The 13,862-nt window shown below is 62.9% G+C and carries 14 protein-coding genes; 4 read left to right on the top strand and 10 right to left on the bottom strand.

Annotated features, from left to right (window positions below; genetic code table 11):
* From RR_RS05815 to RR_RS05805, 3 genes are read right to left on the bottom strand one after another with little or no spacing between them, the layout of a single operon-like run.
* Positions 1 to 882 (bottom strand): cytochrome-like protein, encoded by an 882-nt coding sequence (locus RR_RS05815; RefSeq protein ID WP_011223004.1) that lies wholly within the window; start codon positions 880 to 882, stop codon positions 1 to 3.
* Positions 883 to 885: 3 nt separating this feature from the next.
* Complete coding sequence (gene dph2, locus RR_RS05810) at positions 886 to 1,932, bottom strand: diphthamide biosynthesis enzyme Dph2 (protein ID WP_007189913.1); 1,047 nt, start codon at positions 1,930 to 1,932, stop codon at positions 886 to 888.
* 54 nt (positions 1,933 to 1,986) lie between these two features.
* Complete coding sequence (locus RR_RS05805) at positions 1,987 to 3,261, bottom strand: methyl-accepting chemotaxis protein (protein ID WP_004962182.1); 1,275 nt, start codon at positions 3,259 to 3,261, stop codon at positions 1,987 to 1,989.
* A gap of 275 nt (positions 3,262 to 3,536) precedes the next feature.
* On the opposite strand from RR_RS05805, the gene RR_RS05800 reads away from it, so the two are divergent.
* Positions 3,537 to 3,935, top strand: a complete 399-nt coding sequence (locus RR_RS05800; RefSeq protein ID WP_004962180.1) for a YlbF family regulator — start codon at positions 3,537 to 3,539, stop codon at positions 3,933 to 3,935.
* Positions 3,936 to 4,047: 112 nt separating this feature from the next.
* On the opposite strand, the gene RR_RS05795 is transcribed toward RR_RS05800, so the two are convergent.
* Both RR_RS05795 and RR_RS22295 read right to left on the bottom strand, forming a co-directional pair.
* Positions 4,048 to 4,497 (bottom strand): universal stress protein, encoded by a 450-nt coding sequence (locus tag RR_RS05795; protein ID WP_011223002.1) that lies wholly within the window; start codon positions 4,495 to 4,497, stop codon positions 4,048 to 4,050.
* 16 nt (positions 4,498 to 4,513) lie between these two features.
* A complete protein-coding gene (locus tag RR_RS22295) occupies positions 4,514 to 4,666 on the bottom strand; it encodes a hypothetical protein (protein WP_160164319.1) in 153 nt (50 codons plus the stop codon).
* 29 nt (positions 4,667 to 4,695) lie between these two features.
* Between RR_RS22295 and RR_RS05790 the strand changes: the two genes are divergently transcribed.
* The 3 genes from RR_RS05790 (at position 4,696) to RR_RS05780 (ending at position 7,735) form a co-directional block, all read left to right on the top strand.
* A complete protein-coding gene (locus tag RR_RS05790) occupies positions 4,696 to 5,529 on the top strand; it encodes an MBL fold metallo-hydrolase (protein WP_011223001.1) in 834 nt (277 codons plus the stop codon).
* A gap of 172 nt (positions 5,530 to 5,701) precedes the next feature.
* The gene (locus RR_RS05785) at positions 5,702 to 6,799 is read left to right on the top strand and encodes a hypothetical protein (RefSeq protein WP_011223000.1); all 1,098 of its coding nucleotides are present in this window, start codon (positions 5,702 to 5,704) and stop codon (positions 6,797 to 6,799) included.
* 39 nt (positions 6,800 to 6,838) lie between these two features.
* Entirely contained in the window at positions 6,839 to 7,735 is an 897-nt protein-coding gene (locus tag RR_RS05780) for a hypothetical protein (RefSeq protein WP_007189908.1), read from the top strand.
* 2 nt (positions 7,736 to 7,737) lie between these two features.
* Here the strand turns inward: RR_RS05780 and RR_RS05775 are convergent, their stop codons facing one another.
* The 5 genes from RR_RS05775 to nosZ are packed head-to-tail and all read right to left on the bottom strand — an operon-like array spanning position 7,738 to position 13,862.
* Positions 7,738 to 8,682 (bottom strand): ABC transporter permease, encoded by a 945-nt coding sequence (locus RR_RS05775; RefSeq protein WP_011222999.1) that lies wholly within the window; start codon positions 8,680 to 8,682, stop codon positions 7,738 to 7,740.
* Positions 8,679 to 9,686 (bottom strand): ABC transporter ATP-binding protein, encoded by a 1,008-nt coding sequence (locus tag RR_RS05770; protein ID WP_049938759.1) that lies wholly within the window; start codon positions 9,684 to 9,686, stop codon positions 8,679 to 8,681. The genes RR_RS05775 and RR_RS05770 overlap by 4 nt, the downstream gene beginning before the upstream one ends.
* The gene (locus RR_RS05765; protein WP_011222997.1) at positions 9,673 to 11,064 is read right to left on the bottom strand and encodes a right-handed parallel beta-helix repeat-containing protein; all 1,392 of its coding nucleotides are present in this window, start codon (positions 11,062 to 11,064) and stop codon (positions 9,673 to 9,675) included. Before RR_RS05765 ends, RR_RS05770 begins: the two co-directional genes overlap by 14 nt.
* Entirely contained in the window at positions 11,061 to 11,852 is a 792-nt protein-coding gene (locus RR_RS05760; protein WP_011222996.1) for a hypothetical protein, read from the bottom strand. The genes RR_RS05765 and RR_RS05760 overlap by 4 nt, the downstream gene beginning before the upstream one ends.
* A 30-nt stretch (positions 11,853 to 11,882) precedes the next feature.
* Positions 11,883 to 13,862 (bottom strand): TAT-dependent nitrous-oxide reductase, encoded by a 1,980-nt coding sequence (gene nosZ, locus RR_RS05755; RefSeq protein WP_011222995.1) that lies wholly within the window; start codon positions 13,860 to 13,862, stop codon positions 11,883 to 11,885.

Below are 13,862 nucleotides of genomic sequence, written 5' to 3'. Positions count from 1 at the left end.
TTACCGGATGCTCTCGACAACTATACGGCTGAGTCCCTTGATAACCGCTCGACAGTTCCTGTAGACGACCCATGCAACAGCAGCAGTGATGACGACAATGACCCAGGTAGCTGCATCTGAATCCGTGATGGCGAGTCCGACGACTTCTTCGAGCAGACCAATCAGAACAAGCAGCGTCACGATGAATGCGACCCCGTAGCCGAGTACTGACACCCAGAAGCGAGCAGTGCCAGCGAGGAGGTGTGTCAATTCATCCGTCGAACTATCTTGTGGTCCGTTATCTGATTGGCTCACCGATTTCTCCGTGGGTCTATTCTCTGCCGACTCGGAGTCCGTTGTCGCATCGCCAGATGTGATGGCCTCGGCAAGTTTCGTCTGGCAGGCCTCACAGGGAGACTCGTCGACCGCATCCAGCGTCGCAACTGAGTCTGCTCTCCTGTACGGGCACTGCTCGTTTGGACAGAGCTCAAGCCCCAGCATGTACCCGACCTCACTGACAGCCAGTTTTCGAACCCGGTCGTCGAACTTGTTCTCACCCAGACGGAACGTCGAGAGTAACGATGCCCGGCCGTATCGGATTCCAATTCCGAACAGCGACTGCCGCCGGCCTTGTGAGACATCTTGATTCGTCACAACAAGCGTTCGGCCGCCATCCGTCTCACTGGCTACGTATTTCGCCAGCTCAACCGCGTCGTACTGATCACTGTCATCGGTAGACTGGGCGCTATCGGGGATTCCGTCGGTGTGAAACTGCCTATGATCAACGCGTGGCGTCAGCGGGATGTGTTCATCGACGGCATCTACGGCGAGTTCAAGCGTCTCTCGCTCTATTGCGCCGACGGCAGCGATTGTAAGCTGTTCGTTTTCGACCCTCCGGCCCATGGATCACCAGGTGCCGTGGAAGGTGTCGAACTCCAGGGAGTCCAGTGGTTTCTCGCCGATAGCGATTTCGTACTCGCCGGGCGTGAGCATCGGCTTCTTGAACTGTGGGCCGTCGTCGGTGGTGATTCGGGGACAGCCGGTGTTAACGTATGCGTCCATCCCGAAGTTCGTCAGCCGGTCCGGTGTCACCTCGTCCATGGTGATGAGGTAGGCGTTTTCGTTGTTTTCGACGATTTCCTCGGCCTGATCCCAGCGACCCTGGCCGATCTTGGTGCAGAAGATGACGCCCCATGACTCGGCGTCCATCGCGCGGTGGACCGCGCCGTAGCGCTGTTTCATGAACTTCTCCGTGTCGGCGACGGTGACGACGTTGTTGACGGGGTCGGCGATGACGACGTGTTTCTCCGGGTGCTCCATCGCCAGCCCAAGCGGGTGGAACTTCCCGCCACCGACATACAGCATCTGGTCGGCGTCAACGTCGGCACTGGCGTAGTTACAGCCGAGCACCTGTCCTTCGTGGGTCAGTCGCTCGTCGCCGCGCCGCGTGTGGACCGTGTAGCCACGCTCTTCCAGCCACTCGCGCATTTCGTCGAACTTGTTCATGTGCTGGGCCGTTGTCACGAGCCCCACATCAGGGTCGTCTTCGGGGTCGGCGAGCTGTTCCTCGCGGGCCTGCTCCATGATGGGGAAGACGTCGACGTTGGAGAACAGCGGGACGTAGATGATCTTGTCCGATTCTTTCATCGGCGAGTGGCCGAAGTGGACGAACACGTCCGTCCGGCGCATCATGTACGTATCGAGGTCACAGGCACCGTAGCAGGGCTGGCCCGAGAGCAACACCGTCACGTCGTCAGGCAGTTCCTCGCGGAGATCATCGGCCACGGCCGGGCCACGGCGCTTCAGCCCCTCGGGGAACTGCAGTCCCACTTTCTCTGCGTCGCGTTCCTCGACGGCCTCGACGATTCGGTCGAGTTCGTAATCCCACTCGCGGTCGTGCTTGAGCGACAGTCCAGTGTTCCGGAGGTCGCCGTCAGTCCGCTCTTGACTCATTGCACCCCTGTATCCGTTCGAGAGTCATAACCCCCGTGTTTCGATGAGCGCCAGTCACTCCATAATCTCGGCGAGTCGGCGCTCGACCCGCTCGACGTTTTCTTCTAGGTCCTGCGCCAGTCGGTGCTGGGTCTCGTTTGCGTCAGCCAGCTCGTCGATGGACTCGGACACCTCGGCGGCACGTTGGGCGATTTCGTCGATCATGCTAGCGATTTCTTCGGCGCTTGCGGCCTGGTCGTCCGTCGCCGCCGCGACTTCGCCGATGCCCTGTTCCGTCTCCGAGGTCGCGTCGACGATGGCCTGCTGGTTGTCTAGCACCGTCTCTATGTCGGTGAGTGCCTGCTGAATCGCGTCCGTCGTCTCCTCGACGTTTTCGGCGGTGCTGTCGGCCATCTCGCGGACCTCCCCGACGATGCGCTCGACTTCGTCAGCGTGCTGTTTGGACTCGTCGGCCAGTTCCTTGATCTCGTCGGCGACGACCGCGAACCCGTCGCTGTCGCTGTTGCTTCGCGCGGCTTCGATGTTGGCGTTCAGCGCCAGCATATTCGTCTGGTCCGCGATGTCGTTGATCACCTCGACGAATTCGTCGATCTCCTCGATATGGCCCCGGAGTTCCGTCGAGTCCGACGCGACCTGTTCGGCGGATTCAGTCGCGTCTTCGACGCGTTCGATGGTTTCCTCGGCTGTCTCGACGGATTCCTCGGCGAGTTCCCTGGCCTCACCGCTCTGGCTGCTCACTTCCTCGGCACTGGAGGCAATTTCCTCGACAGTCGCACTGAACCCGGAGACCTCGGACTGGACCTCATCGAGGTTTTCAGACTGCTCGCCGGCCATCTGCTTGATATCGTCGGACTGCTCGGTAACGGCCGCGGCGGAGTCGCCGATTTCGCCGACCGCTGACTCGACGTCCGTCGCCATCTGTGACTGGAGGCTCTGGAGCGCCTCACGCTGTTCGACGATATCGCTGAAATCGATCAGTAGCTCTAAGGCACCGATAGCGTCCCCGCCGGGACCCATGAGCGGAATAGCCACCGCTCGCGCGTGTGCCATCGTCCCGTCGGGTCGTTCTGCGGAGCGGAACTCGTCTTCCCGGACTGGCTCCCCGGTTCTGATGACCTCCTGGGCGAGCGTCTCGTCCTGTCCCTCTGTGCCGAACACGTCGTATGCGTTCATCCCGACAGCCTCGCTCGCCGGGAGCCCAAGGATGTTTTCAACCGCCTGGTTCCAGTGCGTGATATCGCCGTCCGCGTCGACCACGAACGCCGGCTCCGGTAAATCTGCCACAAGCGATTCGAATGCGTGAAGCCAGAACTCTCCACTGTTGTCCATAGATTCCGGCAACAGTCTGCTCGTTGTAGCTTGTTTAGCCATTATTGTAAGGACCAACGGGCAGGATATATCATTTCTGGCTGATTACAACCACTGATAACTCCGGCTCGCCATATCGAGACCGAGCAAGGCTGGCTATGTGCAACTGGAACCACAGTTCCGGGTCCTGCCCAACGTAACAGACGCAGCCTATTGTGCTAGCACTGAGGCACTGTCCTGCGTATAACAACCCGGTTTCGGCAGGCCTATACCGCCCGAGTCCATACGATATAGCGATGAGTATCGAGACCGATACCGCCGCTGACATCGACGGTGACCGCGTCGAGGCACTCGCTACAGAGTTCGGCGAAGCAATCGCCGAGCTCCCGGTGTACCAGCGATTCAAGGAGACGAAAGACGCCGTCGAAAACCACGACGAGGCGCAGGCGGCCATCAAGGAGTTCGAGCAGATCCGCGAGGAGTTCATGCTCGCCCGCCAGACCGGGAACGCCTCTCAGGAGGACCTCCGGAAGGTCCAGCAAAAGCAGGAGGAACTTCACGACATCCCGGTGATGAGCGACTATCTTGAGGCCCAGAACGAACTCGAACTGCGCCTGCAGGAACTCAACGAGATCGTGTCCGAGGAACTGGCTGTCGACTTCGGCCAGAAAGCCGGCGGTTGCTGCGAGGACTGAACCCCGGTATTTTTCGCGGTTGTACTTTTCGCCGACCCTGAAGCTGCCGGTCAGGAGCGCCGATGCCGCCGACAGCTATTGCCAGTCAGCGAAACACTTGACCGACTGAGGGTTACTCCTCGACTTCGGTTTTCACCACGACCGCTGGTCGCTCGCTCAGCCTGAGCACTTTGTCGGTGATGCTGCCGAGGAGACTCCGGTACTCCGCCGGCCGCCGCTTCGTCCCGAGCACGAGCAGATCGACGTCCGCCTCGTCGGCGGTTTCGATGACGGATTCGGCCGGCCGTCCGTGTTTCAGGGTCGTCGTTGCGTCGACGCCCGACGCCTCCGCGTCGGCCTGTATCCGGGCCAGCGTCTCCTGACCCGTCTCTTCGAGACCATGCTCGGGCCCCTCCGATTCGTCGACGTATTCGTCACCGCTGTAGGCCGTGTACACGTCCTCGTCAACGACATACAGCACGTGGAGGGCCGCACCGTGTTCCGCTGCGAGGGAAATCGCGTGGGACTCGGCGTTGGTTGAAGCTTCTGTTCCATCCGAGGCGAGGAGAATGTGATCGTACATACAGGTTGTATTTCTCTCAGTTGGTAAATAAACCGAGGGCTCCGTTCTCAGACAGCGAGAGGCCCCACGACGACCGAAAGCCATCGGCGACTGCGGAGGTCGGTTCGAATTGCTGGCCGAAGTATCCGTACAGCAGCCAGCGACCGACGGCCCGGCGTCTTCGAAACATCTTAGCGACCGGGCGTGGCATCTCCCGACATGACAGTCGAATCTGATTGGGACGACTGGCTCCCGCGTGCGGTGGAGTCGGCGACACCCGACGGACTGGCGATCTGGTATCTGGGCTGTAACGGCTTCATCGTGAAATCCAGTGGCGGGACGACCGTCTTCATCGACCCGTATCTCGGCACGGGCGACCCGCCGCGAACCGTCCGGATGGTCCCAGTGCCGTTCAATCCCGAAGACATCACCGAGTGCGACGCGGTTCTGGGTACCCACGAGCATACCGACCACGTTCACGGGCCGTCACAAGCGCCGATTCTCGCCGGGACGGGCGCGGACTACTATACGACTGACAGTGGTCACGACGTTATCCGAGAGGAGGCGTGGCTGGAGAACTATAGCGTCACCGACGACCAGCTCCACGAAGTCACGGAGGGGGACACGCTCGAAATCGGCGACCTGACAGTTCACGTCGAACCGGCCAACGATCCCGACGCCGAGCACTCGGTGTCGTACGTGTTCGAACACGACGCCGGTACGTTCTTCCACGGCGGCGACGCCCGCCCCGGCGAGTTCGAGTCTGTCGGCGAGCGCTACGACATTGACGCCGGCGTTCTCGCGTTCGGGACGGTCGGGATGATCGACGACAAGGAGACCGGCGAACCGACGCGAACGCAGTGGTACAACGACGAGAACATGATTATCGAAGCCGCGAACGAACTCCAGCTGGATACCCTCATCCCGACCCACTGGGACATGTGGAAGGGAATGACAACGGAGCCGACCGTCCTGCACAACCACGCCAACAGCTTCGAGCATCCCTCGACGTTTTCAATCATTGAAATCGGCGATCGGTACGACCTCGACTGAAAGCGGTCTGCCAGTGCTGAGCAGACGGATTATCAATCCTTCCTGTCTCACGCCCTGTTCGTGTTACTGAGCTTACGTCTAACACATTATATTAATGACCGTCGTATAGAAAAAAGGCGTAAATGTTGGTCAGGTACGTACCTTTAATACTATTGCTGAGACCATACAGACCATGAGCAATTCGCAAGCCTACGACGAAGTCACTGTCGCTGCCGATGGTGTGACAGTGACCAAGCGGTTCGAGGCGGACGAGTTTCCCGTGCCCGCGATAGCGTTTAATCTCACTTCGCGGCGGTCCGTTCCGGTGACAGTCAGGCTAGTCGACACTGTTCCAGACGACGTGGCAGTCGAGGATCTGGGCTTCCACCCCGAGTACGGCAGCGAGTACTGGGACATCAACGAAAACCGGATCGCCTTCGAGAAGGAACTTGAAGCCGAAGCCGACTACACGACTGTCTACGGCATTCGTGCGACGGGCACCGACGACGTCGAGAAATTCTTGACGGAACCCGAAATCGAGAGTGTGGACCCGCCACTGGATGAAGACCAGGAGGACCTCGTCGGAGGCGGCGACGAGGCTGTCCGAGACGTCATCGCTGGTGACGCTGACAGCGTTCCCGGTCTCGAAGACGATGACGACGAGGATATCGAGACGCTCGACCTCTCGGACCCGAACAACCCGGACGCAAGTGTCGAAGCCCCCGAAGAGAGCAACGCCGCACCGGCGGACTCCGAGGTACAATCCGGCGCTGTCGTTGCGACGATGGCACAGGAAATCCGCGATCAGAACGTCTCACCCGAAGACGTGAAGCTCCTCAAGCGCGCGCTTGACGCCGTTTCTGAGGACGACAGCGACACTGGCGGCGTCAATGATGCTCGGATTCAGCGCATCCAGAGCGATGTTGCAGACCTCCGTGCGTACACCGATGCCCTCGAAGAGTTCCTCGAGGAGAACGGCACTGGCGAGGACATGATTCAGGAGTTCGGCGAGCGCCTCAATTCCTTCGAAGAGGCCTTGGAAGGGTTTCAGGACGAGGTCCAGTCGGCGACGAATACAGCCACGTCCGCCTCCGACAAGGTCGACGAGCTTTCCGGAGAAGTCGAGAGCGTCGAAGGGCAGCTTGACGATCTCGAAGACGACATCGAAGCCGTCCGCGAGGAGATTGACGATGGGAAACTCGCTGACCGGATAAACGAAACCGAATCGGAGATCGAAGAGCTCAAACAGTGGCGCGAACAGCTGTCGTCGGTCATCGGCGGCGGCGACTAACCGAACTCGTTTTACCGGTCCCCCGTCTGTGCCTGCATAATGACGACGACGAGAGTGGCCGTCCCGCGCAAGGGCCGGCCCCTCGAAGCAGTGCTGGAGCGACTCGCCGGACGCACGGGGACGACCGACCTGGCCGACGATATCATCTCGACGCTTCGCTACGAGAAGGCCGTCACCAAAGGCAATCAGGACGCGGTCGCCGACGTGTACCATCGCATCAGCGATTACTCCTCGCTCGATGCGCCATACAAGCCAGAGTATACGCTGCTCCGTGACGACCGCGACGGGATGCCCCGACGGATCGTCTTCGACAGCGTCACTGTGCCGACCGAACACGGTGACGTCCAGCTGGTCGGCCGCGAGGAACCGTTCCGGGCGCTCCGGACACACGAGTTTGCGCTCGGGTTCGACAGCGCCGACCTTGTGCTCGAGGAAGTCGTTCAGCTTCGGGACGAACCGCTGACCGCCATCCACGAGATCAACGACCGCATCGATCCGCTGGACACCGACGTACGGGTCGTGACCGGGCTGGGCGATACAGTGTATCACACACTGCTAGCGACGCCGGAGGTCATGGACACACAGGACGGGCCTCTCGACCGGGATTTCGTCACCAACTACGAGGGTGAACTCTGTATCTCACCGCGGTACGAGCGGCTCGTTGAAGCCGTCCTCGGAACGAGTGCGCTCGATGGCGTCTCCTTTACGTATCCCACGGAGGGCGGCGAGGAAGAGGCAGACATCGCGGCGACCGGCCTCGGCGTCTACCTCACCGTTACGGGGTCGACTGCGCGGGACCACGGGCTCGAACTCGGCGAGCAGCTGTTCCCTAGCGAAACCGTCCTTCTGGAAAACGCTCACGAGCGCACCGAGACGACGGAACGGGTCGCCAGTCTGTTCGAGGAACCAGAAGAAACAGCGCTGCAGTCGATTTAGGTTCAGAGACGCCGCCGCTGAATGAGTTTCGCGGCGACGCCGACGGGCACGACGACCCACGCGACGAGTCCCGCGGCGACCATTGGCGTGGTCAGCCCGGCCTGTGCCAGCACGCTCCCGAAGCCGCCAGCGACCACGTTGACCTGTGCGAGTGCGAGCACGCGGAAGCAGTCCACGGGGTTGAGCAGTATCGCCGCGGCGATAGCGCCGGACCCGAGGTCGAACCCCGCGACGGCCCCTAGCGCCACCAAGTCGTGCAACAGCGCGACCCACAACCAGATGGCCAGTGCGGCACCGAGCGCGTGCGTTTTCGTCCGTGCGACTGTCGAGACCAGCACCGCCACGCCGAGCATCGCACAGCCGGTCAACACCGCAGCGAGGGCGACGGTCGCGTACTGGCCGACGCTGGCGAAACCGATGTAGCGGACAGTCAACAGCGCGCCGGGAACGAAGCCGAGCAACATCGCGCCGGACAGCACCGCCGCCCGGCCGATGGCAGTGCCGACAACGACACGGCCTTTCGTGACCGGGAGCGCGAGCATGAGTTCGAGCGACCCGCGCTCGTCGGCACCGACAATGGCGTCGTAGCCGACCGCTAGCGCGGTCAGCGGGACGAGGTAGACGCCGAGTTCGGCGATAGTCGCAACCACCGCGTCAAACCGACCCGGGCCGACCGAGCTCGCGCCGAACTGGACGACTGCGGTGGTGAAGAGGCCGAACAGCAGCGCCACGCCGAGCGCCCACCGGCTCCGGACGGCCAGCCGGTACTCCCGGCGAGCGATGGTCAGCAGACTGCTGTCGGCAAGCCGGGCGAGCGCCGATTCGTCGGCAGCGTCCGTGGCCGTACTTCCCTCGGTTCCGCCGTCGTGCAACCGGGTAGCCGGAGCGTCGACCGAAACGACGCCGCCGTCGGGGGCCGGGTCCGTCGATGACTCGTCCTCGCTCATGCCGGCTCACCTCCCGAGTCCTCGGTCGCCGCCTCCGCAGCCGCTGCCGACGCTGTGCTGTCGGAGCCGGAGCCATCGCCGTTATCCGCCCCGACGGCCTCGTGGAACGCGGCTTCGAGGCCAGGCTCGCGGACCTCGAAGCGGTCGATGTTGGCCCCCTCACCAACGGCGGTCAGGAGGTCGTAAGCATCAGCCGGCGTGGTCCGTGCCGTCACGTCTGCACCGGAGCGGCTGACGGTGGACACTGCCTCGGAGGTCCCGAGGTCGGTCGCCACGTCGCTTGCAGCCGCCTCGGACGCAAGCGACAGCGACACCGTCACCTCGTCGGCGGCAGCGCGGCGAAGCTCCTCGACTGGCCCCGCGGTTGCCACCTGTCCGTCGGCGATGATGACCGCCGCCGAGCAGAGCCGCTGAATCTCCCCGAGCGCGTGCGAGGAGAAGACAATAGTCACGTCCGTCTCGGCTGCAAGGGCTTCCACGACCTCGTGGAACGCCCGGATGCCGTCGGGGTCGAGCCCCGCGGTCGGTTCGTCGAGTATCAACACGGCCGGCTCGCCGACGAGCGCCGTCCCGAGGCCGAGCCGGCGGTTCATTCCGTTTGAGTAGCCGCCGACCCGGCGGTCCGCGGCGTCCGCGAGTCCGACAGTGTGCAGGATGCGCTCGACGTGGTGGTCTCGGTCCTCCCGGGGTACCGAGCGCATCCGGGCGTGGAAGCTGAGTATTTCGCGGCCAGTCAGGCTCGGCGGGAAGCCGGCGTGTTCCGGCAGGTATCGCACCCGCTCGCGAACGGCGGTCCCGTCGGTCGGGTCCGCACCGGCGACTGAGACGCTCCCCTCGTCCGGTCGGTTCAGCCCGACAAGCAGTTTGAACAGCGTTGTCTTGCCGGCCCCGTTCGTGCCGAACACGCCGAGGGTAGCTCCCCGTTCGACAGACAGACTCAGTCCATCGAGCGCCTGCACGTCGCCGTAGGCTTTCGATACGTCGTCGACGTCAATCACGTTCATAGTAGCTCCTCCAGTTCTCGTGGGGTGGTTCGGTGAGCGGGCGGGCATCGACCACGCCGGGCGACTGAACGACTGGAACGGACGACTCAGCCAGCCGAACGGCGTCGAAGGCCGGGCTACTGGCGAACACCCGCGCAGCGGGCTTTTCCGCGGTCACCTGCTGGACCGTCCCAGCCGGCTGGTAGCGGGTGTCGCCGACACCGTCGTCATCAACGTCCGTCGGGTTCGCCCGGGACCAGTAGTTCCCGACGCTTTCGTTCCAGTGGACCTGGTCGCTCATCACCGCGAGCACCGGCCTGTTGTTGCGAATGAAACTGTTCTCGGTCACGGTGCCGTCGGTGCTCCCCGCGGCGATGTGGACGCCGACGTCGTTGCCGACGACGAGGTTTCCGATGATGCGGTTGCTGACGGAGTTGTAGACGAACAGCCCGTTCTCGTTGTCGACGAGGTGGTTGCCGCGGATGTCCGTGTCGTCGATACTCTTGACGAGGATACCGTGGCCGGACTGCCCGCTGTTGTTGACCGCGACGTTGTCCTCAATGACGAGGTGTTTCGACACCATCAGCGCGTACCCGACGTCGTTGTCGAAGGCGGTGTTATCCCGCAGATGCGAGTCGTCCGAGTACATGTAGTGGACGCCGTAGCGGAGGTCCCACATCGTGTTCGCGCTGGCGTTGACGTCTTTCGCCCAGTTGAAGTAGAGCCCGTCCCGGACGGTGGTGATGTCGTTGTTCCGGATGACGCTGTCCTCGGTCTTCCAGATCTGGATGCCGTTGCCGCGTCTAGTCAACTGCGTTATCTCCTCGCGGCCGACGATGGTGTTGTTCTGTATCTCGGAGTCATCGACACCGTCAAGCCAGATGCCGAAGGTCATGTCGGTCACGCGGCTGTCGCGGACAGTGACCTCGCTTGCGTTGACGAATATCGCGGCGTCATTCGTCGCGGTGCTGTAGCCGCTGTTGCGGACCCAGATATCCGACACGGTCACACCCGGTGCTTCGACGGCGAGCACATCGCCATCGCCATCACCGTGCAACAGCGTCGACGCGGAACCGCTCCCGGAGAGCGTGACGTTCGGCGTCCTGACGACGAGCGTCTCGTTAAAACGACCGTCGAGCGTGACGGTGTCGCCGGAGTCTGCGGCGTCGACCGCCGCCTGCGCGCTGTCGTACGTTTGGCCGTCGACCGTCGCGGTGCCGTCGGCCGACGGGGTGGTGAACGAGCCGGTGTCGGGCACGTCGGGGTCGAAGGCGAGGTCGTCGCGGGTGCCGTCGGCCTCGCCGGCGCTGGCCATCCCGACAGCCACGACCGACAGCACGAGCAGGACCGCGGTACCAACGGCGAACACGCGCTCGAAATCGTGGGACAGTGGGCTCATGAGTGGGTTTCTGGTTTGTCAGGTTCGGCCGCGGTGGTCGTCGGGTGATGCGGGGCGTCCTCCTCGTCGTCGGTGTCGCCATCACGGTCCCGAACGGCGTCGGGAAGCCCGGTGAGCCCGTTACGGAATCGGGCCGGGAGTTCGCTGAACGTCGCCGCCTGGTCGCGGTAGTAGTACGAAACCGCGAGCAGTCCAACGGCCGTGGCGGCCATGTACGCGCCGAGGCCGAACCGGGAGACGCTGGTGATGTTGGCGACCTGGTACTGCCCCCACAGCGGCGGTGTGAAGCCGGCGACGCCCATCACCGGCGCACCCGGGTCGAGCGTGTGGCCGGCCTCCCAGAGCCGGTACTGGATATCGGCCAGCATCACGGTGAACACCAGCACGGTGCCGCCGAACTGGTATTTCAGGCCGCGCTTGAGCTTGTCGACGGTCGGTGCGACGGCGACGAACACTGACAGCAGTGATACGCCGATGAACGCGACGGGCCCGAGCGACCACTCGGGTACGTCGATGGCGTTCTCCTCAACGGGGAAGTTCGGCTCGACTAACACCGGGTCGGGGAAGTAGAACCCGACGTAGTGGTTCAGCCGCGCCATCTCGATGAAGTCCCCGGTCAGGTGGGGGTAGGCGTACAGGGAGACGCGGAGCGTCGTGCTGGGGTATTGCACCGCATCAACGCTGATGCGCCACATCGGGAACGCGAGCGCCGCGACGAACAGCAGCGCCGCTACCGCGGGGAGGCCCCGCCGGATCTCACGGAAGTCGTCGATGGTGGGTCGTTGCATGGCTGAACACCTCCGAAATGGGTTGTGGCGCTACCCCTCCGCCGGTTCGACGATCATCCGGCTGCGCATCTCCAAGTGCAGGGCGCTACAGAAGTACGTGCAGTAGATCCAGTACACGCCGGGGTCGTCAGCGGTGAACGTGACCTCCCGGGTGTCCTGTGGCGCCACGGCGTAATTGATGTCGTGCTCGGGGATGGCAACGCCGTGGATGATGTCCTGTACGCCCTCGATGTTGGTCGTGGACAGTTTCACCTCGTCGCCCTCCTGAACCGTGAAGTCCGGCAGGCCGAACTCCGAGCGCTTGGTCGTCATCTTGACGTGGACGCTGTTCTCGCCCGTGCGCTCGACACCCGAGTCCTCCTCGGTAATGTAGGTCTCCTCGTAGTCGTCCTTGTCGTAGACCTTCTTGGCGTCTATCTTGTCTTTGTGGGCGAACACGCAGTCGTGTGGCTCGGGGTAGGCCGGATGGTCCGCGACCAGTTCCATCTCTTTTTCACCTTGCCCGATGTGGATAAGCTGGTCGTTATCGGGCATGATGGGGCCGACCGGGAGGAACCGGTCTTTCGAGAGCTTGTTGAGGCTGACGAGCCACTCTCCGTCCGGGTCGGTCGTCATCGCCTCAAGGGCCTGAATGTGGCCCGGGTTGTAGTGGACGTCCTGCTTCTCGATGATGGAGTCCTCGGACCCTTCTTCGGCCTCGACGGCGGCCTGAATGTCCCATTTGACTGTCTGAGAGTCGATGAACAGCGACGTGTAGGCGTGCCCGTTCCCATCGAAGGTGGTGTGAAGCGGGCCGAGCCCAACACGCGGTCGCCCGGCGACGACCTCATCGGGGTCGGAGGAGTCGGCCAGCGCGTTCAGGTCGAGCATCGTCACCGTCGGGGAGAGCTTCCCCGCGATGAAAGCGTAGTCGCCGTTCGGCCCGACCTCGACGCAGTGGGGGCTTTTCGGCGTCGGAATGTACTTCACGACGGGGCGGTCGCCCTGGTTGAGCGAACTTCCCTGCGTGCCGTCGACGACGGGGATGCCGTTGACCTCCTCGTAGTTGCCGTTCTCGACAGCCTGCTCAATAGCCGGGATGTCGAAGGCCTTGACGTTGTCCCGGTCGTCCTTCGTCATGCCCTGAATGTCGGTGGCCTCCTCGCTGTTGTACGCCGAGGAGATGGCCCACCGACCTTCTTTGCCGGTGTCGACGATGTCGAGGTTCCCGTCGACTTTGACCTGCCACTGGGTCTCCATCGAGTCGGGGTCGACGGCGACGAACAGCGACGTGTAGTTGTCCGGGTTCTTCGCGTCGGTCCCATCGTTTGGCAGCGGCGCGCGGAACTCGCCGTTGCCCAGTACGTACTTCGTGTCTGGCGAAAGGACACAGCACCCGTGGATGGCCTGCATGTTCGGGACGTCAGTGATTGCGTCCGTCTCGAAGTACGTGAGGTTCACGCGGGCGATGCGGCCATTGGCCTTGTCGTTGACGTACAGATACTCGCCATCGTAGTCGCCGTCCGTCTCCGAGAGGTTCGGGTGGTGGTTGTCACCCCAGCTGTAGCCACCGCCTTCCTCCAGCATCTCCTGCGTGCCGTCGGTGAAGCCATAGCCCGACGCACAGTCGGTGTTGAACACCGGAATACGGGTGAGTTCACGCATCGACGGGATGCCGATGACCCGCAGTTCGCCAGAGTGGCCGCCGGACCAGAAGCCGTAGTACTCGTCGTGTTCGCCCGGCTCGACCGTGTGACTCGCACCGCTGCTCGAGGGCGTTGACTGGCTGCCAGCGCTGCTGTCGCCGCCGCTCAACGCTGAACAGCCGGCCACCGACCCCATCGCACCGGCGGCGACGCCGGCTTTCATGAAGTCCCGGCGACCGAGCGAAAGGCCGGGTAGTCCCAGGGAGATGTCGTCATCCGTTGTCGCCTCATCGGGGGACTCGACCTCCGCCAGCACCGAGTCGAGCGTTTCTTCGTACTCTTCGAGGACTTCGTTCGGGTCGCGTGGGGTTTCGTGCTTACTCAT

Source organism: Haloarcula marismortui ATCC 43049 (assembly GCF_000011085.1).
Taxonomy (GTDB): domain Archaea; phylum Halobacteriota; class Halobacteria; order Halobacteriales; family Haloarculaceae; genus Haloarcula; species Haloarcula marismortui.
Note: the sequence above shows the minus strand (reverse complement) of the source record. Positions and strands in the feature narration are given on the sequence as shown.